The organism is Sinorhizobium sp. 7-81, assembly GCF_030124405.1.
In the GTDB taxonomy this organism is placed as follows: Bacteria; Pseudomonadota; Alphaproteobacteria; order Rhizobiales; family Rhizobiaceae; genus Sinorhizobium; species Sinorhizobium psoraleae.
Genome location: NZ_JASKLT010000001.1, coordinates 1,407,737 through 1,431,645 on the forward strand (window position 1 = coordinate 1,407,737; position 23,909 = coordinate 1,431,645).

Here is a 23,909-nt window from a genome sequence, read left to right on the forward strand (position 1 = left end):
GCTGTAATACCAGACGATTTCTGACGGAATAGTTTGGCGAGGTCGATTTCGTTGGCGAGAACACGGAGCCTTCGAGCTTTCGCGTTATGCGGCGGCGACCTGGCAATGGGACGATAATTAGGTACCGGTATCTGACTGATGATCAGACTGATTGGATATTTTTTCGGCGTTGGTGCGTTTCTGCTGCTTGGCGTCGCTGCAGCCGTCGCGATCTACCTTGGTGCCATCACCAAGGACCTGCCGGATTATGAGGTGCTGGCCAACTATGCGCCGCCGGTAACCACGCGCTTCCATGCCGGCAATGGCGCCCTGATGGCCGAATATGCCCGCGAGCGGCGCCTCTATCTGCCGATCCAGGCGATCCCCGACCGCGTCAAGGCGGCTTTCATTTCCGCCGAAGACAAGAATTTCTACCAGCATCCCGGCGTCGACATCACCGGTCTTGTGCGCGCGATCGCCGTCAACCTGCAGAACTTCGGCTCCGGCCGTCGCCCGGTCGGCGCTTCGACGATCACCCAGCAGGTCGCGAAAAACTTCCTGCTGACCTCCGACCAGACGATTGATCGCAAGATCAAGGAAGCAATCCTTTCTTTCCGCATCGAGCAGGCCTACAGCAAGGACCGCATCCTCGAACTTTATCTCAACGAGATCTTTTTCGGCCTGAACTCCTACGGGATTGCCGGCGCGGCGCTGACCTATTTCGACAAGTCGGTGACCGAACTGACTGTTGCCGAAACCGCCTATCTCGCCGCGCTGCCGAAGGGACCGGCCAACTATCATCCCTTCCGCAAGACGGAGGCCGCGATCGAGCGCCGCAACTGGGTGATCGACCGGATGGTGGAAAATGGCTACGTGACCAAGGCGGACGGTGAAGATGCGAAGAAGCAGCCGCTAGGTGTGACGCCGCGCCGCGGCGGCGCCCATCTTTTCGCGTCGGACTTCTTCGCCGAGGAAGTGCGTCGGCAGATCATCCAGAAATATGGCGACAACGCTCTCTACGAAGGCGGCCTTTCGGTGCGTACGTCGCTTGATCCGCAGCTGCAGATCGTAGCGCGCAAGGCGCTGCAGGACGGCCTTTTGAGCTATGACGAGCGCCGTGGGTTTCACGGTCCGATCAAGACGATCGAGATCGGTGGCGACTGGGGCGAACCGCTCGGCAAGATTGCGTCCCTGAGCGATGTGCCTGAATGGAAGCTGGCGGTCGTGCTGTCCGTCGATGCGGAAGGCGCGGAGATCGGCATCCAGCCGGAGAAGGAAGCCTCCGGCAAGATCGTGCCGGAACGTTTGACAGGGTACATTTCGGCAAAGAACATGCAGTGGGCCTACCGTTCCGCCGGTGGCCAGCGCAAGACCGCCAAGTCGCCGGAAGGCGTGCTCGGCCCGGGTGATGTCGTCTATGTCGAACCGACCGGCGAAGAGGGCGAATATCGGCTGCGTCAGCCACCGAAGGTGCAGGGCGGGCTGGTTGCGATGGATCCGCATACCGGCCGCGTGCTGGCCATGGTCGGCGGTTTCTCTTATGCCCAGTCTGAATTCAACCGCGCGACGCAGGCGATGCGCCAGCCCGGCTCGTCGTTCAAGCCGTTCGTCTACGCGGCGGCGCTCGACAACGGCTACACGCCGGCCTCGGTCATCCTCGACGCGCCGATCGAGATCGTTGCCGGCGGCCAGGTCTGGCGTCCGGAAAATTACGGGGGCGGTTCGGCCGGTCCTTCCACCCTGCGTCTTGGCATCGAGAAGTCGCGCAACCTGATGACGGTGCGCCTTGCGAACGACATGGGCATGAACATCGTTGCCGAATATGCCGAGCGTTTCGGAATCTACGACAAGATGCCGCCGCTGCTTTCGATGTCGCTCGGCTCGGGCGAAACCACGGTGCTGCGCATGGTCTCGGCTTATGCCGTCATCGCCAATGGCGGCAAGCAGATCAAGCCGTCGCTGATCGACCGGATTCAGGACCGCTACGGCAAGACGATTTTCCGGCATGAGGATCGCACCTGCGACAACTGCAATGCCGGCGACTGGGAAAAGCAGGAAGAGCCTGTACTGACGGACAATCGCGAACAGGTCCTCGATCCGATGACCTCCTATCAGATCACTTCCATGATGGAAGGCGTCATCGCGCGTGGCACGGCGGCCGGCAAGATCCAACTCGATCGTCCGATTGCCGGAAAAACCGGGACGACCAACGACGAGAAGGACGCCTGGTTCGTCGGCTATACGCCCGATCTCGTGGCAGGCCTCTATCTCGGCTTCGACGATCCGGCGCCGCTCGGCCGTGGGGCGACCGGCGGCAGTCTTTCGGCACCGATCTTCAACGCCTTTATCCAGGAGGCGGTCAAGGGCACGCGTCCCGGCAAGTTCGTGGTGCCGGAAGGCATGAGCCTCATTCCGGTCAACCGAAAGACAGGCATGGCGGCTGTCGAAGGCGAGCCGGACACGATCATCGAGGCCTTCAAGCCGGGCACAGGCCCTGCCGATAGCTTCTCCGTCATCGGTGGCCTCGACCAATATGTGCCGCCGGAGGAGATCCTGCGGAACTCCCCGCAGGCCAACCAGGCGGTAACCTCCGGCTCGAACGGCCTGTTCTAACCCTTTATGTCCGATGCGCCGCGCGTCGCCTTTACATCGGCGGCGGGCGTCGTTATTTGAGCCTCACGTTTTTTACGGGTTCACAAGAAGCAGGATCATGCGTAGCGAAATCGAGAACATTGTCGACGAAATCAAGCAGGCCATAAGCCTGCTGAGGAGGCATCTTTGACTGGGACCAGGCGGTAAGACGACTGGACTGGTTGAACAACAAGGCGGAGGACCCGTCGCTCTGGAACGATGCCGCTGAGGCGCAGAAGCTGATGCGCGAGCGCCAACAGCTCGACGACGGCATAAACGGTCTGCGCCGGTTCGAGCAGCAGCTCAGTGACAATATCGAGCTTATCGAACTCGGCGAGGAAGAAGGCGACGCAGCAATCGTTGCGGACGCCGAGGAAGCCCTGAAACAGCTGCGCAACGAGGCCGCGAAGAAGCAGGTTGAGGCTATGCTTTCCGGCGAGGCGGATCAGAACGACACCTATCTCGAAGTCCATTCGGGTGCCGGCGGCACGGAAAGCCAGGACTGGGCGAACATGCTGCTGCGCATGTATACCCGCTGGGCCGAGCGCCAGGGCTACAAGGTGGAGCTCATGGAAATCCAGGACGGCGAAGAAGCGGGCATCAAGTCCGCCACACTTCTCGTCAAGGGTCATAATGCCTATGGCTGGCTGAAGACGGAGTCGGGCGTGCACCGGCTTGTCCGTATTTCGCCCTATGACAGCAATGCCCGGCGGCATACGTCGTTCTCCTCCATCTGGGTCTATCCGGTCGTCGACGATTCGATCCAGATCGATATCAACGAGAGCGACTGCCGCATCGATACCTACCGTTCCTCGGGTGCAGGTGGCCAGCACGTCAACACGACCGATTCCGCCGTGCGTATCACGCACATGCCGAGCGGCATCGTCGTGCAGTGCCAGCAGGAGCGCTCACAGCACAAGAACCGGGCCAAGGCCTGGGACATGTTGCGCGCGCGGCTTTATGAAGCCGAGCTCAAGAAGCGCGAGGAAGCAGCGAACGCCGAGGCGGCTTCCAAGACCGATATCGGATGGGGTCACCAGATCCGGTCCTATGTTCTCCAGCCCTACCAGCTGGTGAAGGACTTGCGGACGGGCGTCGAAAGCACGAGCCCCGGCGATGTGCTCGACGGCGAGTTGAACGACTTCATGGAAGCTGCCCTTGCCCATCGTGTACAGGGTGGCGCGGATGCCCTTGTCGAAGATCTAAGCTAGAGCACAGGTAACGGTTTTCGTCCGGAACTGCGTAGGATTATCGAAGGCCGGGTCTCGCGCCCGGCCTTTTATATTGACTGATCTCAGTTCGTTGCGCGCTCGATCTTGATGTCACCGAGATCGTCGATCAGCACGGTCCAGGATTCCGGTTCCTTGGCAGACGGATCGGTCTTCAGATAGACGGTCGCGAACATGCCCGGCTGCGTGGTGATGCCGGTCGACGTTTCGGGACGAATGTCCGTGATATACGGCTTCAATGCGGTGAATTCTTCCAGTTCGGCCGAGGAAACCACTTCAGGGCCGGTCGGTGCCGACGCAATCTGCTGAAGGTGCACCTGCGCGGTGCCATCGCTCTGGCGGAGGGCAATGAGCTTGTAGTAGCCGCGCTTCCCGTCAGGCGAACTTTCCGGCGCCCCTTGCGAGCCGGGCGTTGCGCCGCCCGCCTTTTCCTCCGCATGACCCTGCGACAGCGCACCGCTCTCCTCCCAGAAACCGGTGCTTGTCACGAAGATGACGTTTGAAGGAAGGATGGTGGATTCCTGCGCCAGCAATTTGCTCGGTGGCAGGGAGAGGCACAGCGCAAGAAACAGCACTTTGTACATCGGTCGGCGCATCCTCCTGATATGCGTGATTGACGGCCAGCGCCTATCGTTTTGAACTATATCACATCCGTGCAACGCGTGATTTCAATTGGAGAATTGCTCGGCAAGAATGCGGTCGGACCAGGAGTGGTCCGGGTCGGAGAGGATGCGGGCGGTCAGTTTTTCGGATTCGGCGATGCGCACCTTGACGACCGACTTGACTTCCTGGTGATCGGCGACTGCGTTGACCGGCCGCTTGTCCGCTTCAAGGATTTCTATCTCCACGGTCACGTGGTTGGGCAACAGCGCGCCGCGCCAGCGCCGCGGGCGGAACGGGCTGACGGGCGTGAGCGCCAGCAGCGGCGCTTCCAGCGGCAGAATCGGGCCGTGCGCGGAAAGATTGTATGCCGTCGAGCCCGCCGGTGTCGCCAGCAGAAGTCCGTCGCAGGTCAGTTCCTCGAGCCTCGTCTTGCCATCGATGATGACCTTGAGCTTGGCGGCCTGATAGGATTGGCGGAACAGATAGACTTCGTTGATCGCCAGCGCCGTAAATATGTTGCCGTTGACGTCTGTTGTCCGCATCTCCAGTGGATGGAAGGCGTTCTCGACCGCCTTCTCGATGCGCTGATGCAGGTTTTCCGTGCTGTAGCGGTTCATCAGAAAGCCGACCGAACCGCGGTTCATGCCATAGACGAGTTTGCCGGTATTCATAGTCTTGTGCAGTGTGTGCAACATGAAACCGTCACCGCCGAGCGCGACGATCACATCGGCCTCGTCCGCTTCGTGGTCGCCATAGATGGCCCTGAGGTCTTTCGCCGCTTTTTGCGCCTCTTCGGCCGAGGAGGCGAGGAAGGCGAGTGAGTTGAACTTGCGGGCCATGAAACTCAGTCCGTTCGTCGTGAGAGGGCAGGGCGATTGGCTTGCTGAACCCATTTTCTGGCACGGCCTTGCCGTGAACGCATCCGAAAAATTCGGAGAAGTCGCATTTTTGCTTTACACGGAATCAGAATATGATAACTCCCAGCGCGGAAAGTGCCCTTATAGCTCAGTTGGTAGAGCGGCTGATTTGTAATCAGTAGGTCGGGAGTTCGAGTCTCTCTGGGGGCACCAAAAATCACAATAAAATCAAAGCAGTATGAAAACGGACCCGAAACGACAGGCTCCGGGGTTCGTGATTTTTGCGCGTTTTTTTGCGCAAATTGGGTGTTCGCTGTGCCCGGATCATGGCATCTTTCCCCCATGCCATCGCCAAAGCTTCGCCCCACCGAGGTGCCAAATCCGTATTTTTCCCGCGCCCATCCGGCAGATGCGGCCAATCCGCGCACAATCCCGGCAATGGTCAATGTCCGCGAATCGGCCATCGTCACGCTTGCATCACGCGGCCAGATCGATCCGGCGCAGCTGGCCGCCGCTAATCGTTTCCGCGCACTGTTCGAGGCGATGGGCGGGAAAGGCGCTGGCGCGATAGACTACAGCCGCGAGCACGTTGACGGTGGCAAGGCTCGGGAGCCCATCACGGAGCGCCAAATGAACGCCGGTCGGGAACTCGCGCGCTGCCGCGATCTGCTCGGCGCCCGCCTATATGGCCTTGTTTCGGCCGTAGCGGGCGAAGGAAGATCGCTCCATGAGGTCGCCGGTAAGGAAAAGCGGAAGCGGCTGGTGGCGGCGGATATGCTTCGCATGGGCCTGGACGATCTCGCCGCGATGTGGCGCCTCGCTACGCGGCGATGAAGCGCGGGTCTTGCGAACATGCGCGGCATGCCTATCATTGCGAGATCGATCCCAAGAGGACGCGCCAATGAAAGCCACAGAATTTGATCGGCGCTTTGATGCCGGCGAGGACATCAGCAAAGAGGTGGATTGGGACAAGGCCCGCCGCCCCAATGCCGACGATCCAAAAGCGGCGCCGCAAGCGCAATCCACAAGCAAGGACCGGGACCGATAGTCAGCTCATCTTGAGGACGAATCGACCGAGGGCGAGCTTTGAGTGGCGCGACAGGAAAAACCGAAGGCAAGCGCGGGGTGGCTCCCAAGCGGTATCGCTCGAAGCAGGAGCATGACGGGACATGGATGGTTTATGACGTGTTTACCGGCCAGCCTTACGTGTTTGGGCGAGCGAGCCCAACCCGTGGGTACACACGCGGGGAGGCCCGCGATGTAGCCTACCTGCTAAACACGCAGGACGCCTTACGGAGGGGCGTTCCGGTCTGGCCGGATAAGGAGACCTGACTGGGCTCAGGAGAGACGCACCAAGCGCGAAAAAGCCCCGGCTGGGGAGGCCGAGGCTTCTTTTAGGTGTCGCCCTGCAAACCATGTCGGAGGGGGCCGGGCGCGGGCGACTGGGGTGCCGGGCAGCAATTTCCCGACCCTGATATTTTGCCACTGATTAATGCCGTTACAATCGCGCAAATTTGGGGGTCTTGCGTAGGAAAATGGTTGGCTCCGGGATAACCCTCATCCTTTCGATAGCGGACTTAAAAAATTCACTCTCGCGATTTTTCCGCCGAGGAAAATTTTTCTCCGCATGGCGGGGGCGCCGGCCCGGAGGCATCGGGCTTTTTGAAGTTTCGACCGCCCCCCTGCCTTAAGGGCAAAGTCGTACTGTCCGCGCGGGGCAATATTTACCGGGGACTATCGTTCCGGTAATAGATCGCCAAAGATCACAACCTGCCAGGAGAGCATATTTGCCGACCGCCGACGATTTCGACGCCGCAGAGGCAGTGGTGCGCCGACTCGGGCAAATGCGGGAGCTTTGGGAGGCGGCCGCTAAGGAATACTTTGAGCCGAACAGATTTCTGCTCAACCTGCAAAACTGCATCACAACAAGCAGGACGGTAACGTTCATTCTCCAAAAGCAAAAGAACAAAGTAGCCGGCTTCGAAGAATGGTATGAACCACACCGTAAGCGATTGGCCAGTGACCCCATCATGAAGTGGGCCATGGAGGCCCGTAATGCCATCGAAAAAGAAGGCGACCTCAGGACTCACAGTCAGGTCAGGGGGGAAATTATAGCCTCATATTACGAGGGGCCGGTTAGCCAATGGGTGCCCCAAGCGCTGTATGCATCTCCGCAGCAGTTTTATCATGCGGTTCCTAAGCCCTTTTTCGAAGTGCCCCATATTGTCGAGAACGGAACGCTGTTGATTGAGCGCCGGTGGGTTGATGAGCAATTGCCACAGATGGAAGTTCTCGAGGCGCTGGCACATGTGTACGAGGAGCTGGCAGTTACTGTCGCCGATTTCTGCAACCACTTGGGTATTGAGCCTCCAGCTTGGGTTTTGGACAGCAAGCCAGACGTCATGGGGGAGCTTGCCATGGATCGTGCACTATATTTGTCCATGCGCGATGGTTCCCGCGTCGGCATTCGCCTTTTCAAAAAGCAAACGAAAACAGACAAAAAGGCGCTCAAAAAACGCTACGGCGACCAAAAAGCCAAGTGGGAGCGCATCAAAAACGCAGGTTCCTTTAAGGAACTCTGCGATGCTTATTTCCAGCTGGCACGATTCCTTATGGCAAAGGATGGCTATCATCACAGCTTCACTTATTTTCTGAAAGGTATGCAAGTCGTCCAGATGATCGGGACGGACCATCCAGACAGGGCCAGTCGCTATGTGATGATGCGCGACCTCGCAAAACTCGCACGAGCTTCAGACGTGGACGGAATGATGATGGTCGGCGAGGCCTGGACCGCGAAAGCGGAAGATGCGCCATCTGGACTCGCGGCGGACGCCAAGAATCGGGGTGAGGCGCTTTGGTTAGCAGGTACGAACGCTAAGTGTGAGACCTATGCTTTTACGGCCGAAATTGTCCGAAAGAAAAACAAGAAGCACAAGGTAAAGCGGCTTGAACCGACCAGTGTTCAGGAAAACCCCGCTCTTTGGATTCTCTATCCTTTCCAGAGGATGTGGGGATGCGTTGACGAAGAGGTTATGTTCGAGGCTGAGAAGCGACTCAGCGATCTCGGTGTGAACCTCAATATCTATGTGCCGGCGGAGAAGTTTACGTCAGACGCGCAACTGAATCCTCCTGATCAACATGAACCCGCCCAAGCAAATCTGCCTCGTCTGGGGGACCGGCGGTCGGACACCTAGATCCACATTCCAAAGTCTGAGACCACCCTCCCTTGGCGATGGCGACAGCACGGTATCGCCTCCCGAGCCGCCGCCTCGACTGAGCGCGTCGCGCTCGCCGGTTCAATCAGGGCGCCGTAAAGCTGCCGTATACGATCGCCTCGGGCCGCCGCACGGCCAGCGCCAGCCTTTCCTCGCCAAGGACGGTTAGGAGGTTCTTGATAAAATCATCGTTGACGTATCCAAGCTCGACCGTCGCATCGGTGCGGGAATAGACCTTCGCCGCCAGATCGAGCGCGCCGACGACAAACTTGCCGACCGGCATGGCATTCGATGGCGCCACCGGCAGCCGCCAGATGCGATCAGGCACGTCGGCCAGAGGCCCGCCGCCAATGTAGCGGCCTTGGTTATCCTTGATTCCCATCATCTGGAACCAGTCGCGGGTGCTGATAATCGCACCGCTCGCCGGGTAATCCGCCTCCTCGCTCTGGCTGATCGCTTTCAGCAAAATGTCGAAAGCGGTATCGCCGGCCGCACGCCGGGTTTCCTCGAAATCGGTCGCCTGCGGAATGAGGCCGTGCAAGTTCTGGCCGCTGCCGTCGCCGTGGAGCAATTGCCCTTCAACGACGAAGCCCAAGCCATAGCGCAAGGTCGTGTCGATCTCGGAGCGAAGCTGGGCGTCGTCGTCCAACACCTGCCGGCTCAATTTGATCCAATGGGCCAGCGTCCTGACCGGCGCCGTCACCTCCTCGAATGTGATCGAGCTTTCGGGCTTCAAGGCGCCTTCGGCAACCGGCGCCGCCGAATTGGTGAAGCCGGTTTCGCGTCGATACGAAATCGCGTTCGAGGTGGTATTGGCCTGCCCGAGCAGGGAGCGCACCATCAGCCGGCGGCGACCGAGCGGCACGATTTCACGATCAAAGTCGGGCACTACCGGGAATTCGGCCGACGTGATCGGCGCCTTGATCTCGATGGGAATGCGGGTCTTGGCATTACGCCCGCCATCGGCAAAAGATCGCAACTCGGCGGATTTGATAACCTGTTCGCCCCATGTCGGGACATGGCTTCCTCCGCCGCCGCCAAAGCTGCCGCGCGCGCCTTTCTGCTCAAGGTCGGCGAGCTGCTCCGCGAATACGGCCATTTGCTCGTCGGTCTCGGCAAGCTTTCGCAAGACCTCGGCAGCGTGCTCGCCGAAGCGTTCGCTCAAGGCATCGAGCAGGTCGTCGGCGCCGCCGGCATCCTTGCGATGGATTTGCGCACCAGCGGCCAAAAGGGCGCGCGCCTGGCGGGTTAGGTGTTGTGGATGGATCGACATATCATTTCCCTTTCAATCGATCTGTCGCGCCTGTTATGGCGGCAAGCAGGCGTTTCGCTTTTTCTTGGGTTTCGGCGCCGCTGAGGCCGGCCCACCCGGATGCGGCGACGCGGTTAGCGGCGGCTTTCGCAAGGCCGGCTTCGTGCAGGAGATCGACAAGCTCAGCCTTTGAGTTGACGGCTTTCACGCTGGCAATGCGGGCGCGAGGATTGGCCGGAACCGCGACGATGCTGACCTCGACCAGATCGACATCGACAAGCGTGTAAGAGCCGTCGCCATTGTATTTCCGACCGTGGTCGCCGATCAGATAGCCGATCGAAAACGCGCCGGCATCGCCGGCCGCGATATGCTCGAAAGCTTCCCGGCCTCGCGTGGTCTTGAGGTTGATCCGGCCGGCGACATGGAGTCCTTCACGATCCTCCCGGAGCGTCGTCCATTTGCCGATTGGCTCCTCGATCCGGTGCGCCCACAACATGGCCGGCGTGGTGCCCTCGCGGGCATGCTCGGCAAGGGTCCGGGCGAAGGCGCCCTTGGCGACAATATCGCCGGAACGATCCGGCTTGCCGCCGAATGTCGAGGCATAGCCCTCGATCAATCCGTCGCCGGCCGCCTTGACCTCAAGGTCGAGCGGTGGCGCGAGGCGGATCGCGGTCGGATCGAATTTCAGGATGTGGCTCATGGCTCACCTTCGAGGCGTCACAAAGCGCGGGCGCTTGCCCGTTTTCAAAGCTTCGGTCCCGGACCAGCCGGTGACGGTGAAGGTGGCTTGTCGGCTTGAGCGCCCGGTCCAGCCGGTGCGCCGATCCAATCGAGCCACCCACAGGATAGGAACAATTTCCTCGCGGGTCAATTTCCCTCGCCACGCTCGTAAGCATCGAGCGCGCCGTCCTCGATCTGCTGGGCGAGATCGCGGAGCATGCGGGCCGCGCCGACCCGGCCTTCGATCTGGACAAGTTGTGCGAAGGTGTAGGCGACGAACCGGTCAACGATGACCTCGACGGGCGCATCCAGTTTCTGGAACATGGTTGCGGCGCACGACTCGATCAGCTTGTCGCAAAGCACGCGCTGCATCGCATCAGCCGGGGTTCTTGGGCGTTCCATTTTGGTCTCCTTTTCGATGTTGGTGGCGGCTGCCGAAAAAGTGGGCTGCGGGAGTCGCGAGGGTGCGGGGAAAGATTGGCGGCAACACTCGCTTGCGGGGGTGCGGGAGTTATCCCCCCTTAAAGGGGGATATATAACTCCCGCAGCTCCCCCGCTGTGCTCGCGCCTGTGTTTGACGGCGACTTCCGCGACCAAAAACATGTCGACTCCCGCAGACTCCCGCATCGCTCATCCTGCTCGAAAGAATTTGCTGAGATGGCGATCCGGCCCGGCCCGTCCGACGATGCCTATCTGCTCAGCGCGCATCCAAGTTGAGATGATTTTGCGTACCCTTTCCCGTCCAGCCTTCTCTGATTTCGTCAGATCGCGAACCTTCTTCCCACGGCCGATATCAGCATCGATGATCTCGGCGATGAGATAGCCGCCCCAATCGCCTGCACGCTCGTCATAGCGCCAGTCGCCGTTTCGAAACGCCTCGCGGACCTGTTCAAGGTGGCGGACGTTCACGCCATCGAACGGGCGTTCCTCGTCGGCTCGCACGAAGCGGCCATCCTGCCACCGTAGCGGGATCGCCTCACCGAGCTTCGCGTAGTTGCTTTTCTTCGGCGTGAGATAGCGGGCGTCGGGGTCGATCTCTTCTTCATCATCACCGCCGCGCTTGGTCGTCAGGTAGAGCCGCGAGCGCATCGCATTGTTCCAGCTCGTCGAACCCGACGTTCCCGAGCCGCTATTCAGACCGGAGAGGCTGGGATGCATCAACAGTTGGACATGCATGTCGAAATCAATCGCCAGTCCGCGCAGGAGGGCGATGCAGGCCAGAGCCGAAGTTCGGCTGTTCTCATTGACGGCAAAAAGGTTCGCCAGCGGATCAAGGATCAAGAGCTTCGGCCGCACCTTCTCACAAGCCTTCCGCAACCTCGCGAAAGTCTCGGTGGGCTTCACGCGCCCCCCCTTCTCCTCGGTCGCCAGCACAACGTCATGGCCGGCGCAATGGAGGAAGGCCAAGGTCTCGTCCAGGCTATGCAGATCGATCCCTTCCGCCTCACAGATACTGGCGAGCCTGATATGCACTTCGTCGCGGTCGTCCTCAGCACTCAGGTACAAGGTCCGGCCATGATGCAGGATTTCGAAGCCCAGCCATTGCAGATCGACGGAGGCCGCGGCGATGGCAAGCTGCGTGGCGATGAAGCTTTTTCCGACAGCGCCGTCACCGGATAATCCTGAGACGTTCCGCATCGGGAAGAGGGAGCCGCTGTCGAGGAAATCACGGACGGGGACCGAACCGTCGAACGCTGACACGAATTCGGGCTCAAGCGGATCATGTACATGCTCGGCGTCGCGCTCAAGATCGATGACGGTGCGGTGATTCATGACTGCCCGTCTCCGACATACCACTGATCCCAATCTTTACAGCCCAGCGGCGGTTGGAGGATACGGGCTTCGCGGCCGGCGTCATGCCAGCGGGCGACAGCGGCAAGAGCCGCATCGCGGCCGGGATCGTCGCGGTCGCAGAAAACCGTCAGGCACTCCATCCAAGGCAACAAGGGAAAGGCGCGCATGGTGGAGGTGCCGCAGGTAATCCAGATCGGGCGCCAACCGCTTGCAATCAGCGCCAAGCCCTTCTCGACGCCCTCCGCGATGCCGAGTCCGGCAAGCGAAATGTCAGCATCGAGCTTGATCACCTGACCCGCTGACGGGCCGAGCGCCAGCTTGCGACGGTCGCCGTCATAGCGGTCGAGGCGAATACGGAAGATCGCGGTCGGATCGGTCTCAAGGCCGGGATCATTTTCGATTGGCGAGAAGCGCGCGATCAGCGCCGGCACGCGCTCGCCACCGAAAGGGCAATGCGGATGGAAGCGGAAGACGGGCAGCTGATCGTCGGATAGCGGCGGCAGGCCACGATGCTCAAGATAGGCAGAGACCGGCGGCACGCGCGGGTCTGTGGCCTCGCGCCAGAGGCGCCGTGCGAGCGCAATGCGGTCAGCGTCGTCGCCTTTCGCCCTTAAAGGACGCGACGACGTTCTGGATGATGCCGGCTCATGATCCCGGCTGGGCCAGAAGCCGCGCGCTTGCAGCGCGTCGAGCACGTCGGCCTGATCGCATCCAGCATGACACCGCACCAGAACCTTGCCGTCGCCATCACGGATCGACAGCGACGGTGAGCGGTCGTCATGCGCGGGACATTTCGCCATGCCGTAAGAGCCACGCCAGATGCCGCCCAGGGCGGAGGTGAGTTCGCGCGCTGAGCAGATCATCGCCGCCTCCATCCGCCCGCCGAGGGGCGAACCGGAAGCGGAACCGGCGTGCGCCGCATCCAGCAGGTCCGCTTGTCGTGTGAATAGTCGGTGACCCGCCAGCCTTTCCCCGGCGGTCGGGTGACCTTGTTCCCCCAAGCGCCGTCAGCATCCTCGAACGGCTGGTCCCGCGTCGTGAGGGTTTCGATCAGTTCGGCGAACAGCTGCGGCTGATCTAGATGTTGTGGCCGGCGGCCTTTAGGCCTCAAACGACAGCGTATTCCGTCCATCAGCGATCTCCTTTCGGAAACCGCCGCCAATTTGACGCAAGGGCAGTTTTTGAATTACTCTTTGATTACAGCAGCTTTGGTTGAGCCCTTGTCGCGTGTGGGGCGGCGGGCTCAGTCTCTTTCCATCATTTCCCCGGAATTGGCTCGTGCGGCGCGGCGGTCAACGTACGCATGAACCTTGCTTTTCCGAAATGGTGCCGCCGCCTGCATCTTATCGCTGGATTTCTCCGGGCGCGGAAAGCCGTCATATTTGATTTTCCGGTGAAGATCGGTGCGGTTCCTGACGATCCCCATGCGGAGCAGATCGGCATAATAATAGAACCCATATTCGAGATCGCGATCAGGGTGTCTGTTCAGTGGTGCGCTTGTATCAAGAGGGCGCGTCTTCGCCATCGCAGGAGGTCTCCCATTGGGGCTCGACTCCTTCCTTTTAGTCGTTCGCCAATCGAGCAGAGTTTTCGATATATGCCGTGATAGGCCATCATATCGTAGCTGATTCGCGTCAGTTCATAGCGGCTGTTTTGCCCTTGAGGATTTTGTCAAGTTCCTTGGCCCATGCCGCTATGGCGTCACTCTTGGCCTCGTTCAAGGCCCCGTGCATGTAATGGCCGCCGACGCCGGGAATGGCATGGTTGAGCACCGCGTCGATGATATGCGGCGCAAATCCTTGCTCCTGAAGATGCGTGCTGGCCGTTCGGCGTAGATCATGATGCCGCCACCCGGAAACGCCGGATAATTTGTCCAGCTCGGCCTTCAGTTGAGAGAAATTGCCGATGACGCCGCCTTTTTCGCCGGCAAAGCAAAGCTTGTTCGCTTCACCGGTTCCAAGCTGCTCAAGCGCCAGCGGCGGCAATGCCAGCCAATGTTCACGGCCCGATTTGTTCGAGTCCTCTTTCTGTTTCCAGCGACCGTTGAGGATATCGCCATGTCTAAGCTTGGCGCCCTCGGTCTTGCGTTGCGCCATCACCAGCAGAAAGCGCACCAAACGGCCGTAGGCAGCGCCATTTGTGCTTTCAAACGGGCCGTCGCACGCGGCCCAAATGGCGCGCATTTCGTCGGCCGTCAGAACCCGCTCACGCTTGACGAGGCCGGGGCCGACTTTCAGCGTATCCGGCACGAAATTGGTTTCGATATGATCCTCCTGCGCCGCCCATTTCATGATCGTCCCGAGATAGCTCATGAAGCGGTCGGACATCTGCGGCGCCCGCTTGGCAATTTCATCGCGCACCTTGCGCAGATCGGCTTTCGAGAAATCGCGGGCCGGGAGCTTAAGGTAATCCTTGAGGTTGCGCCGCACCGTGCGCATGGCCTCGGGAAGCGTCTTCATGCCCTTGAGCGCCTTCTTGCCGCCGCCGCTCTGCGCCGCAGCGGCCTTCGCGTTTCTGGTCCTTTCGTATTCGTCGAAAAGCTCGCCGAGCGTCATGCCACCCTGTTTCGGATGCGCAGGCTTGGCCTCGACAACCGGGACGCCGGTTTCAACCCGCTCAAGGACAGCGCGCGCCTTCTCGCGGGCTTCTTGAAGTCCAAGGCTATCGGATTTGGGCGGGGCATTCGGCACGAAATAGCCAAGCAGATCGGTTTTCTGTTTCCCGCCCGCGCCGCGATAGCGTACATACCATGTCCTGCGTTTCTTGCCGATGATGATGAGGAGTCCGGGGACGATATGATCCTGATGACGGCCTTCCGGCAGGCTGTCGTTGTTGAGTGCTGCGGCGGTGATTTTCATCTTGTCTGCCCCGAAATCAGTAGGCTGAAATTTTTGCGAATTTTTGCGCCAAAATGCCGCTGAATATCGATCAGTAGAAAGCCAAAGCCGGCCGAAATTTTTGCGAATTTTTGCGCAAGCCCGGTATAACATGACGAAACATGTGGCGCTATACCGTTCTACAAAACGTAATGAAATCAATCAGTAGCTAATATTTAAGCCTTTGATGAAATGAATATTTACATTTATTTGTAATCAGTAGGTCGGGAGTTCGAGTCTCTCTGGGGGCACCATTTTTTCAAAGACTTAACTGAATTTGGTTTGGCAGGGACTGTCTCGAGCGCTGGTGGACACGCGTCTGGTCCTATGGCGTCATCCGCATCTGATCATATGTCGAACGATGCGGGCTTCGGGTCGACCTCTCGGCAGCGTTCCAAGGCATTGAGCAGGTTCTCGGCCAGATAGTCGATCAGCGCCCGCGTCGCCGGCAGCATGCCGTGGCGCGACGGGAAAACAAGGTGGACGACGACGTCGCCTGACGTCCACTCCGGCAGGACCGGAACGAGGACGCCGGTGCGGAAGGCGCGCTCGCAAATATGGTCCGGCAGCAGCGCTATCCCCATGCCTTCGATTGCCGCGCGCTCAAGGATGAGAAAATCGCTGCAACCTATGATCGGACGGTGCGCAATTTCGATTGTGATTCCGTCCGCATGCAGCAGCCGCCAGGTGTCGGTTGGATGCTGTTCGTTCATCGAAAGCGTCGGCAACTGGGCCAGATTATCGATCGTGATGGCACCGAGGCGGGCGAGAAGCGTCGGGCTTGCGGCAAGGCGCTGGCGCACTTCGCCGAACCTGCGCACGATCAGTTGATTGTCGGTGTCAAGTTGGTCGCGGGCACGCAGGGCGACATCGATTCGTTCCTCGATCAGGTCGATCCGCCTGTTGGTCGTCATGATGAGCAGGCGCACGCCTGGATAACGGCGGTGAAACGCCGGCAGAATATCGGCAAGCATCGGGGTGAAGCCCAGGGGACAGCCGAGTCGCACGATACCTGTCGGCTCCGCGCGCACCGCCGCGATCTCGGCTTCCGCCGCTGCCACGCCATTCAGCAACCCCTGGCAGTGTTCATAGAAAACGCGCCCGATCTCAGTCATGCGCAGCTTGCGCGTCGAACGCTCAAGAAGGCGAACACCCAGTTGCCCTTCCAGGCGCGCGACGTGCTTGCTGAGCTTTGACTTGGGCATATTCAGGTCTCGCGCGGCCGCGCTGAAACCATTGTTTCTTACAACGGCTGCAAAGAGCGCAATATCATTGAGATCCTGCATTCCTGTCTCCCCCGGGGCCGTTCGTCTGAAATAAATTGTTTCCGTCAGGAAACAGAATGTCAAATATCTGCGCACTTATCCGGCGATTGTTTTCCGATCATATGTGGGGCACCGCAACGCAACATAGAGGTGCTCCCATGAAAGTCCTTCATATCGACTCCGGCATTCTCGGAGAACATTCGGTTTCCCGCCGCCTGACAGCGGCAGTCGTCTCGCAGATCAAGGCCGACCGGCCCGACGCCGAGATCACCTATCGCGACCTGATCGCCAACGGTGTACAGCACTTGACCGGTTCGCAGATCATGGCGCCGGCCGATCTCGGTGGCGTGGACCCGGCTCTCGCCGCCGACGTTCAGAGCGGTCGTCAGATGCTGGAAGAATTCCTCGCCGCCGATACGGTCGTCGTTGGCGCGCCGATGTACAACTTTTCCATTCCGAGCCAGCTGAAGGCCTGGATCGACCGTCTCGCCGTCGCCGGCAAGACCTTCCGTTACACCGAAGCCGGCCCGGAAGGGCTTGCAAAGGGTAAGAAGGTCATCATCGCTTCGACCCGCGGCGGACATTATTCCGCTGGCCCGGCTGCCGTTATGGATCATCAGGAAAGCTACCTGAGGACCGTCTTCGGTTTCTTCGGCATCACCGACGTCGAATTCGTCCGCGCTGAAGGCCTCAACCTCGGTGACGATTCGAAGCAGTTCGCGATTTCCGAGGCCGAGAAGACGATTGCCCAGGGCAACGTTCTTCGTCTGGCGAGCTAAGACTTTCATATGGACCGTGAAACATCGGTTCGTTGCGGAGAATGCCGGCTGTGAAAGCAGCCGGCATTCTCCGTTTTTGCTGGTCGTCGTTTTGCGATATGATCCGCCGATGGAACGCCTGCGCGTGATGCTGATCGCAACACTGGGCCTGGCGGCGATCATGGCCGCCGGAAGCGTTTTGGCGGCCCCGCCGGATGCGCGCTGCACCTGCCGCAATCGTGACGGATCGAAATACGCGCTCGGGCAAACCGCCTGCATCAGGGTGGGTGGCGTTTCCTATCTGGCGCGTTGCGAAATGAATCTCAACGTGACGACGTGGAAGAAACTCCGTGACGGCTGCCCGACGGCTCAAATCAGTACGGCGGATATTCGCCTCAATTGAAGGCCATGCGGCCGCCTGACCGGCTAGATCTTCAGGAACTGCCTTGCCGCATACATCGCGATCGCCGCAGCGTTGGAGACGTTCAGCGACTTGATCGCGCCCGGCATGTCGAGCCGGGCGAGCGCCTTCACCGTCTGACGCGTCTTTTGCCGCAATCCCTTGCCCTCCGACCCCAGCACGAGGGCGATCCTGTTGCCGGCAAAGGTGCTTTCCAGCGGTTCCGGGCCTTCAGAATCGAGACCGATCGTCAGAAAGCCGAGCTTGTGCAGCTCATCGATCGCATCGGCGAGATTGGTGATCTGGATATAAGGGATCAGTTCCAGCGCGCCGGATGCGGATTTCGCCAGCACGCCAGATTCGGTCGGGCTGTGGCGCATGGTGGTGATGAGCGCGCCGGCATCGAACGCCACCGCCGAGCGCATGATCGCGCCGACGTTGTGAGGATCGGTCACCTGATCGAGCACCAGGATCAACGGGCAGTCGCGCAGCGCTTCGAGCCTGCGGTGCGGCAACGGCCGCGTCTCCAGCATCACGCCCTGATGAATCGCGTCCGGCCCGAGGATCCCGTCGAGGTCCTGCGGCGTAACGATCTCGGTCGGAAAGGGGAGTGCTGAGAGGTCGCCGAGGTCCAGCCGTGCAGCCGCGTTCTGGGTTACAGAGAGACGAACGATTTTTCGTTCCGGATTGTCGAGGGCGGCGCGAACCGTGTGCAGCCCGTAGAGAAGCACCTGCTCCGGCGCCAGCGCCTGTGGCTTCCAGTCCGCGGGCATCTTCTTGCGCTTGTCCTGCCGCGGCGTGGGAATCTCGCCGCGTTCGCGCCGGGCGTCGCGATGGGCGCGCCGGAGATTGGCATAGTGGGTGTCCTTGGCGCTCTTGTCGCCGCTCTTGTCCTTGGTCATGCGCGTCTTATAGTGGCGTTCGATCAACCTGGGAAACGGTTTCGGCGATCTTCGCCGGCGCGGCTGTGGAGAATTTCTGAAATTTTGCGTTTCGCCGTGTTGACAGGACGAAGGAGGGCGGTCATATACCCGGCGCAGATCGCGAGGCGGTAACAAACGTCGCCGCTTCCTTTACGATCTCAAATGCTTGGTCGATTGATCCCGACAGAATAATGGAGGGATGCCCGAGTGGTTAAAGGGGACGGACTGTAAATCCGTTGGCTCAGCCTACGTTGGTTCAAATCCAACTCCCTCCACCATTCTGCCTCAGGATCGAAGACCCGCGGGTATAGCTCAATGGTAGAGCAGCAGCCTTCCAAGCTGAATACGCGGGTTCGATTCCCGCTACCCGCTCCAGCTCTTTCAGTGACTTAAGTCACGCCCCGTGTCCGCCATGTCAGGGCGTGTCATTTGCGCATATCTGACCTTGTTTGCGCGATCGCACGGTTATGATTCAATCCGTCACCACGATTGTACCTACCCGTAGTTTTGGGATTGCTGTGAGTTGCAAGCTTTTGTGCTGCTTCTATGGAGTGGGTGGCGTCTATGGTCTCAGTTATGGCGCCGGCCCTCGTGTCCATGGACCAGACGTACGATGGAACGCCTGCTTTCCTTCTCACTATCCTGAATTTCTCGCCGTAGCGGCTATCCCAATATGGCTTTCCTGTACTTTCATCGATTACGACAGGACCCTTAAGCGGAAGAGGGTACGACTTGAGCGCTTCCTTTACTAAGGGTAGGACCTTCAAATCGTGGGATGTGGCGGATTTCGTTTTCGTAGTTTTAATCGAGAGAATTAGATCGTCCGAGATACTGTCACGGCAAAGCCCGGTCCATTCAAAAGGGCCACCATCCTTAGGAGGGTTCCATTCCCCTATTACATCAATGCGTCTCAAGGCGGTTTCGAATTTGAGCGCTTCTACAAATCCTATTGAGGGGAACCCTAGTTTCCTAGAGGCACGGACGATCGCGCGGCACTGTTTAAAGGTCATGTAGATCTCACGGCGAGGAGGCTGTTCGAACTTCATAAGGGAGAGGATTTCCCGGGCCGCTGAGCACCCGTGGAGGCGTTCTCCCGTGCCGTAGGATAGAATTATACGCAGAAGCTTAATCGCGCCCACTGCTCTGCTGTGTGACTTTTCCTTCCATTTTTCAAACCACCGCTTGAAATCCGATCTCTTGAGTTTGTCGATACTGCGTTCGCCGACATTGTCCTCCAGCAGTTGGAGATTGGGATTGTAGTCACGCGATCGGGTCGAATGCTTGACAGCTTGAAATCCACTGGTCTTGTCTGTTCTGTATAGCTTGATGAGGGAGCGGATGGTTCCGTCATATGCTGAAGGAGCAGGGAGATTGTCGAGCTCCTTTCGTAGTTCTTCGGTGTGCCTCCGACATTGTTCCGCGAGCTCGACGTCGGTAAGATCGTCGTTCAGTCTCACTAGCTTAAGATAAGCAGGGGCACCTTTCACCGCGCGTTTGGGGTCCCAGTAGTGGGCCGTTGAGCCATCCTTTTTCAATCGATAATGGTACCCAGGTCTCTTACTCGTCGTCATGCCAATTTTCCTTTCCATCCGGTGCAAGATTGCCCTTATGCAGCCAGCGCGATGACGAACCTTCTTTCGATGGTCGCGTCTTGGGAGCAGGGATAATGATGACCACGAGTGACTTTAGGTCCACCTGAACCGCAGCTCCTTCGTGGTCAGCAGCGCGGATAAGGCGTTGAATGTCGGCTTGGCGGAAAGACGGCTTACTCATTGAACGCGATCCAGATGATGGAATGTTCGATCGATGCCACGCGGGGTGACCTAGGCTTCATAAGCCATTTGGCCCCGCCATTGCTTTCATGCACTTAGCAACTTCGAACCCCGGAATTGGAGGGGCGGCGCGCCTGCTTCCTGCAGGACGGCGGAACCACAATCCAGTGCCCGAACTGGACGGAAAGCAACGTCAGTTCAAAGCGCCTGTCGCACGCGTCGCGTCGGCAGGCTGGTCATCTCGCACCATCGCCATCTGGGTGGTCTCCAAAAGCGCAGGTCGGAGGTTCGAGCCCCTCTGCCCCTGCCATTGCTTTCAAGGACTTGACATAGACAAGCCGCGGAAACGGGCTCTCCGGCGCAATCTGGACAACGGATTTGGACAGCGGGGGCGGCTCCGGTCTCCTCAAGGCCGTTCCTCCGGCCTCGTTCCCAGCCCCGCTGAAGCGGAGCCCTCGTCGGCGCAGGCCGCGGCTGCGTTTCGCTCGGACTTCCTGGACCTGCGTGCCGCCAGGTTCTCCCACCGTGCCCGCGCCTTGCTCCTGCCGGACGGAAGCGCCAGAATCCAGGCCCAGACGTCGCCACCGAGCCACCTCAGATCGCCGCCCGGTAGCCGAAGGGCCCCGGGGAAGCGCCCGTCGCCTTCGTAGCGCCAGAGGGTTGTGCGCGAAAGCCCGGTGATGAGCTCCACCTCCCTGCGCCTGAGCAGGCGCATCATCTCGTCCCATCCCATGGGTCGCCTCCAAAACGCGAACTGTAGCGTCCGCGTTCCCGCCTCGGAACGCGGCATTCAGCCGGATGTGTTAAAGCTTGAGGTGAGCCTAGCACTAATATTCCCCGAAGTAAACCAGATCTGGATTTGCGTTCTACCGGAGTACGCAATGATGTCTGTCGAGCGTCCATAATTGTTGACACACGAAAAATCATTCCGTTGCGAGTCCTGCTGGCCTGCGGCTCTGCGAATGGGGACGGGCCGATGCCGATCAGGGCGATAAAAGTTGACATTGGCTGCTCGTGATCGTAATGCTTACACAGTGAGCAAACTGTAACGATTGATGGACTCATTGTTCGAAACGGGTCGAGTCGCGGTTTGGCAGCGAATCGTTGAGGGATTCGAGTACGCCGCCGACGTCGACGGCGACGGGAGGCGGTCCGGCGTGACGACGCCGGGATCCGGCGAACGGGGCGCCGACACGTCCTGGGGAGGCATCCGAAGAAAGCGGAGCGAGGCGGCAAGCGAAAGGACAGGACATCATCGAGATGATGCGCGCCCTTCGGCGCGAACAGGATTCCTTTGGCTAACCGATCCGGGATCATTCCGACCCCGCGGTTGAGACGCCGGGGCTCCCGCTTCGGCGGCGTGCCTCCGAAGGAGGATACACCGGCAAGGGACTCCGCCCTTGCGGGGCATGAACGTGAACTCGCGACCGTGCGAGACGTGAGCAGGAAAGGACGTCGCTTGAACTTTCATTGGATGGACAGCGAGACGGTAGAACGCCTTCTCGAAAGCATTCACAGCGCGAACGCGGGGGGGCTGGACCAGGCCGTCATCGCGGAAGCCCCCTTGCTGGAATGCTACAGGACCGCTGTGGGCCACGCATTCGCCCTGACTGGGATCGTGCATGGGCATCCCCGCATCGATGACGGACGCAGGGTCGTCACCAGCCAGCTTTTCTACTTGGATCCGAACCTGGGCATCGCCCGAACGATGAACCGATGGTACCGCCTCGGCGCCCGCGACAGAAGCGGGGGGCAATGACATGCGGTTCGAGTTTGATCGCGCGCTCGTCCGAAAGCAATCCGGGGATCCCGGCATATTCCTCGCGTCCTGCACTCTCGTGCGCGCTCTGCGGGCCGCCGGGCAGTTCCGGTCTGGCGCCACCGGCTTTGTCATCTTCGTGGTCCCAAGGGGCTACCGCACGCAGGAATACGAAGCGGCAGCATTGGGCCTCCTGGGAGAGCGTGGTGATTGGCTGGACCAGCAGGTCAAAGTTCGGTTTGCCAATCCACCCAAGAAGAAGGGCGTCTCCCAAAAGCGTGTGTCCGTATTCGAACTCAAGGGGCTGGAGGTGCTGATCGCCAGGGACATCGGCGAGGTCCCGAAAGATGTGCGCTTTGCAGCCACGGCGGTTATGATGGTGGAGCGGCCAACGCCGGGACACATCAATGCCGTACGCCGGCTCTCGGGGCGGACGCCATTCTCCCGGGAGGTGGCTGCTCTACTGGCAGAAAAGCCGCAGAACGCGCTTCTCGCCGCGGTTCTTCAGCCGAACATGGCTGAAGGCAGGATTGGTGAAGTCAACAATTTGAATCGCTGCGAAACCGGCGCGCCAAACCTTTTCGAACTGCCGGGGTATGAGGAACTGAAGCCGTGGGCGAGAAGGCTCTCGTCTGACCTCGCCCGCTGGCGCAACGGCGAGCTGCCCTGGAGACTTGTCAATCGGGGCGCCCTCGTATCCGGCCCTCCCGGGACCGGCAAGTCCCTCTTCGCGTCGGCGTTGGCCAATGCGCTTGGTGTGAAGCTGATCTCGACCACGATAGGGAGCTGGCAGTCAGAAGGCCATCTCGATGACACCCTCGCGGCGATGAGGAGGAGCTTCAACGATGCCGATGATGGGGAGGGCTCGGTCCTGTTCATCGATGAATTCGATAGTATCGGAAGGAGATCCGCTCGTCCCACTCACCGCAATGACCACTATTGGCAGGTCGTCCTCAACGATTTTCTCTACCTGTTGAGCAACTTGGGCGATGGCGTGGTGGTGATCGGGGCCACAAATCTTCCCGAGTGGATCGATCCAGCTATCTTGCGCGCCGGGCGCCTCGAAAATCAGTTCGAGCTAGCTCTCCCAGACCACAAGTCACGGGCCGGGATCTTAAAGCATCATGCTGGTGATGCCATATCGCTCGATTCCCTGTCCGATATCGCCGAGAACTTGGAGGGCGCGTCGGGGGCTGACCTCGAGAAGCTGGTGCGCGATGCACGCGAGGCTGCTCGATGCGAGGATCGAGAGCTGGAACTACGGGATCTCATCAACCGTCTCCCGGAGAAAATGCGGTACACGGCGGAACAGCAGCTCAGGCTTGCGGTCCACGAAGCCGGACATGCCCTGGTCTCGCTCGCGCTGGGATATGCAACGAGCGTGACCATCGAGATCAAGGACAGCTTTGATCCGACTGCAACAGAGTTTCTTGGGGGGCTGGCATCATACACCCTGGTTCCGGATCACTTTCCAACGGAAACGAGTCTGCGCAATCGCATCGCAGTGAGCTACGCCGGGATGGCGGCTGAGGCAGCGGTGTACGGCGATCGGTCAGTCGGCTCGGGTGGCACGGTTGGCAGCGATGTCGAACGCGCGACCTCAATTGCCCGGCGGATGGTTGGAAGCTTTGGGCTCGGCAAGACGCCAATTTTTCTCGGCACTCCTAAAGACCTCGGAAACGGGCCGCTGCCCGAACGGCTGGAAGCGGAAGTGGCGCAAATTCTGTCGGAGGAGTGGGAGCGGGTGCTCGCGATGCTCACGGAGGGGCAGAAACGCATCCTTGACCTGGCGGCCGAAGTCGTCACCAATCGTTCGGTGAGGATCGAGCGCGATGGATTAGCGGAGACCGCCTAGCGGCATTCGGGCGATGCCATC

The 23,909-nt window shown here is 59.8% G+C and carries 22 protein-coding genes and 3 tRNA genes; 12 read left to right on the forward strand and 13 right to left on the reverse strand.

The window, feature by feature from the left end; all coding sequences use genetic code 11:
- Window positions 1-138 precede the first annotated feature (138 nt).
- Both QN224_RS06760 and prfB read left to right on the forward strand, forming a co-directional pair.
- Complete coding sequence (locus QN224_RS06760) at window positions 139-2,592, forward strand: penicillin-binding protein 1A (protein WP_283976006.1); 2,454 nt, start codon at window positions 139-141, stop codon at window positions 2,590-2,592.
- A 97-nt stretch (window positions 2,593-2,689) separates the two neighbouring features.
- Window positions 2,690-3,821 (forward strand): peptide chain release factor 2 gene (gene prfB, locus QN224_RS06765; RefSeq protein ID WP_283976007.1). Its coding sequence is split into 2 segments (ribosomal slippage): window positions 2,690-2,758 and window positions 2,760-3,821, totalling 1,131 coding nucleotides; the frame shifts between segments, so codons are not numbered across the junction.
- Window positions 3,822-3,904: 83 nt separating this feature from the next.
- Here prfB and QN224_RS06770 read toward each other — a convergent pair.
- Entirely contained in the window at window positions 3,905-4,423 is a 519-nt protein-coding gene (locus QN224_RS06770; protein WP_283976008.1) for a hypothetical protein, read from the reverse strand.
- 84 nt (window positions 4,424-4,507) lie between these two features.
- Window positions 4,508-5,281: an NAD kinase gene (locus QN224_RS06775; RefSeq protein ID WP_283976009.1), complete on the reverse strand. Its 774-nt coding sequence runs from the start codon at window positions 5,279-5,281 to the stop codon at window positions 4,508-4,510.
- Window positions 5,282-5,436: 155 nt separating this feature from the next.
- Between QN224_RS06775 and QN224_RS06780 the strand changes: the two genes are divergently transcribed.
- The 4 genes from QN224_RS06780 (at window position 5,437) to QN224_RS06795 (ending at window position 8,493) form a co-directional block, all read left to right on the forward strand.
- Window positions 5,437-5,512, forward strand: a tRNA-Thr gene (locus tag QN224_RS06780).
- Between the two features lie 129 nt (window positions 5,513-5,641).
- Entirely contained in the window at window positions 5,642-6,133 is a 492-nt protein-coding gene (locus QN224_RS06785; protein WP_283976010.1) for a hypothetical protein, read from the forward strand.
- A gap of 67 nt (window positions 6,134-6,200) precedes the next feature.
- Complete coding sequence (locus QN224_RS06790; protein WP_283976011.1) at window positions 6,201-6,347, forward strand: hypothetical protein; 147 nt, start codon at window positions 6,201-6,203, stop codon at window positions 6,345-6,347.
- 739 nt (window positions 6,348-7,086) lie between these two features.
- Window positions 7,087-8,493 (forward strand): hypothetical protein, encoded by a 1,407-nt coding sequence (locus QN224_RS06795; RefSeq protein ID WP_283976012.1) that lies wholly within the window; start codon window positions 7,087-7,089, stop codon window positions 8,491-8,493.
- Window positions 8,494-8,599: 106 nt separating this feature from the next.
- Here QN224_RS06795 and QN224_RS06800 read toward each other — a convergent pair whose 3' ends face one another.
- From QN224_RS06800 to QN224_RS06835, 8 genes are all read right to left on the reverse strand, one after another.
- Complete coding sequence (locus tag QN224_RS06800) at window positions 8,600-9,787, reverse strand: phage major capsid protein (RefSeq protein WP_283976013.1); 1,188 nt, start codon at window positions 9,785-9,787, stop codon at window positions 8,600-8,602.
- A 1-nt stretch (window position 9,788) separates the two neighbouring features.
- Entirely contained in the window at window positions 9,789-10,466 is a 678-nt protein-coding gene (locus QN224_RS06805; protein ID WP_283976014.1) for an HK97 family phage prohead protease, read from the reverse strand.
- A gap of 167 nt (window positions 10,467-10,633) precedes the next feature.
- A complete protein-coding gene (locus QN224_RS06810; protein WP_283976015.1) occupies window positions 10,634-10,888 on the reverse strand; it encodes a hypothetical protein in 255 nt (84 codons plus the stop codon).
- A gap of 228 nt (window positions 10,889-11,116) precedes the next feature.
- Window positions 11,117-12,259 carry an AAA family ATPase gene (locus QN224_RS06815; protein WP_283976016.1) on the reverse strand — a complete coding sequence of 381 codons (1,143 nt, stop codon included), beginning with the start codon at window positions 12,257-12,259 and terminating at the stop codon, window positions 11,117-11,119.
- Window positions 12,256-13,143 (reverse strand): toprim domain-containing protein, encoded by an 888-nt coding sequence (locus QN224_RS06820; RefSeq protein ID WP_283976017.1) that lies wholly within the window; start codon window positions 13,141-13,143, stop codon window positions 12,256-12,258. Before QN224_RS06820 ends, QN224_RS06815 begins: the two co-directional genes overlap by 4 nt.
- 380 nt (window positions 13,144-13,523) lie before the next feature.
- The gene (locus QN224_RS06825) at window positions 13,524-13,805 is read right to left on the reverse strand and encodes a hypothetical protein (RefSeq protein WP_283976018.1); all 282 of its coding nucleotides are present in this window, start codon (window positions 13,803-13,805) and stop codon (window positions 13,524-13,526) included.
- Between the two features lie 109 nt (window positions 13,806-13,914).
- Window positions 13,915-15,138, reverse strand: coding sequence for a tyrosine-type recombinase/integrase (locus tag QN224_RS06830; protein ID WP_283976019.1), 1,224 nt, complete (start codon window positions 15,136-15,138; stop codon window positions 13,915-13,917).
- Window positions 15,139-15,503: 365 nt separating this feature from the next.
- Window positions 15,504-16,442 (reverse strand): LysR family transcriptional regulator, encoded by a 939-nt coding sequence (locus QN224_RS06835; RefSeq protein WP_283976020.1) that lies wholly within the window; start codon window positions 16,440-16,442, stop codon window positions 15,504-15,506.
- 137 nt (window positions 16,443-16,579) lie between these two features.
- Between QN224_RS06835 and QN224_RS06840 the strand changes: the two genes are divergently transcribed.
- Together QN224_RS06840 and QN224_RS06845 are read left to right on the forward strand one after the other, a co-directional pair.
- Window positions 16,580-17,200, forward strand: coding sequence for an FMN-dependent NADH-azoreductase (locus QN224_RS06840; RefSeq protein ID WP_283976021.1), 621 nt, complete (start codon window positions 16,580-16,582; stop codon window positions 17,198-17,200).
- 109 nt (window positions 17,201-17,309) lie between these two features.
- Window positions 17,310-17,582: a hypothetical protein gene (locus QN224_RS06845; protein WP_283976022.1), complete on the forward strand. Its 273-nt coding sequence runs from the start codon at window positions 17,310-17,312 to the stop codon at window positions 17,580-17,582.
- A 23-nt stretch (window positions 17,583-17,605) separates the two neighbouring features.
- Here QN224_RS06845 and QN224_RS06850 read toward each other — a convergent pair whose 3' ends face one another.
- Window positions 17,606-18,481, reverse strand: a complete 876-nt coding sequence (locus QN224_RS06850; RefSeq protein ID WP_283976023.1) for an RNA methyltransferase — start codon at window positions 18,479-18,481, stop codon at window positions 17,606-17,608.
- Between the two features lie 214 nt (window positions 18,482-18,695).
- Between QN224_RS06850 and QN224_RS06855 the strand changes: the two genes are divergently transcribed.
- A tRNA-Tyr gene (locus tag QN224_RS06855) sits at window positions 18,696-18,780 on the forward strand.
- Window positions 18,781-18,803: 23 nt separating this feature from the next.
- Window positions 18,804-18,877 (forward strand) — tRNA-Gly (locus QN224_RS06860).
- A 50-nt stretch (window positions 18,878-18,927) separates the two neighbouring features.
- On the opposite strand, the gene QN224_RS06865 is transcribed toward QN224_RS06860, so the two are convergent.
- Window positions 18,928-20,073, reverse strand: a complete 1,146-nt coding sequence (locus QN224_RS06865) for a hypothetical protein (protein WP_283976024.1) — start codon at window positions 20,071-20,073, stop codon at window positions 18,928-18,930.
- 607 nt (window positions 20,074-20,680) lie between these two features.
- Window positions 20,681-21,007, reverse strand: a complete 327-nt coding sequence (locus tag QN224_RS06870; RefSeq protein ID WP_283976025.1) for an AlpA family transcriptional regulator — start codon at window positions 21,005-21,007, stop codon at window positions 20,681-20,683.
- A 726-nt stretch (window positions 21,008-21,733) separates the two neighbouring features.
- Between QN224_RS06870 and QN224_RS06875 the strand changes: the two genes are divergently transcribed.
- Window positions 21,734-22,033: a DUF6634 family protein gene (locus QN224_RS06875; protein ID WP_283976026.1), complete on the forward strand. Its 300-nt coding sequence runs from the start codon at window positions 21,734-21,736 to the stop codon at window positions 22,031-22,033.
- Window position 22,034: 1 nt separating this feature from the next.
- Window positions 22,035-23,888 (forward strand): AAA family ATPase, encoded by a 1,854-nt coding sequence (locus QN224_RS06880; RefSeq protein WP_283976027.1) that lies wholly within the window; start codon window positions 22,035-22,037, stop codon window positions 23,886-23,888.
- Window positions 23,889-23,909: the final 21 nt, after the last annotated feature.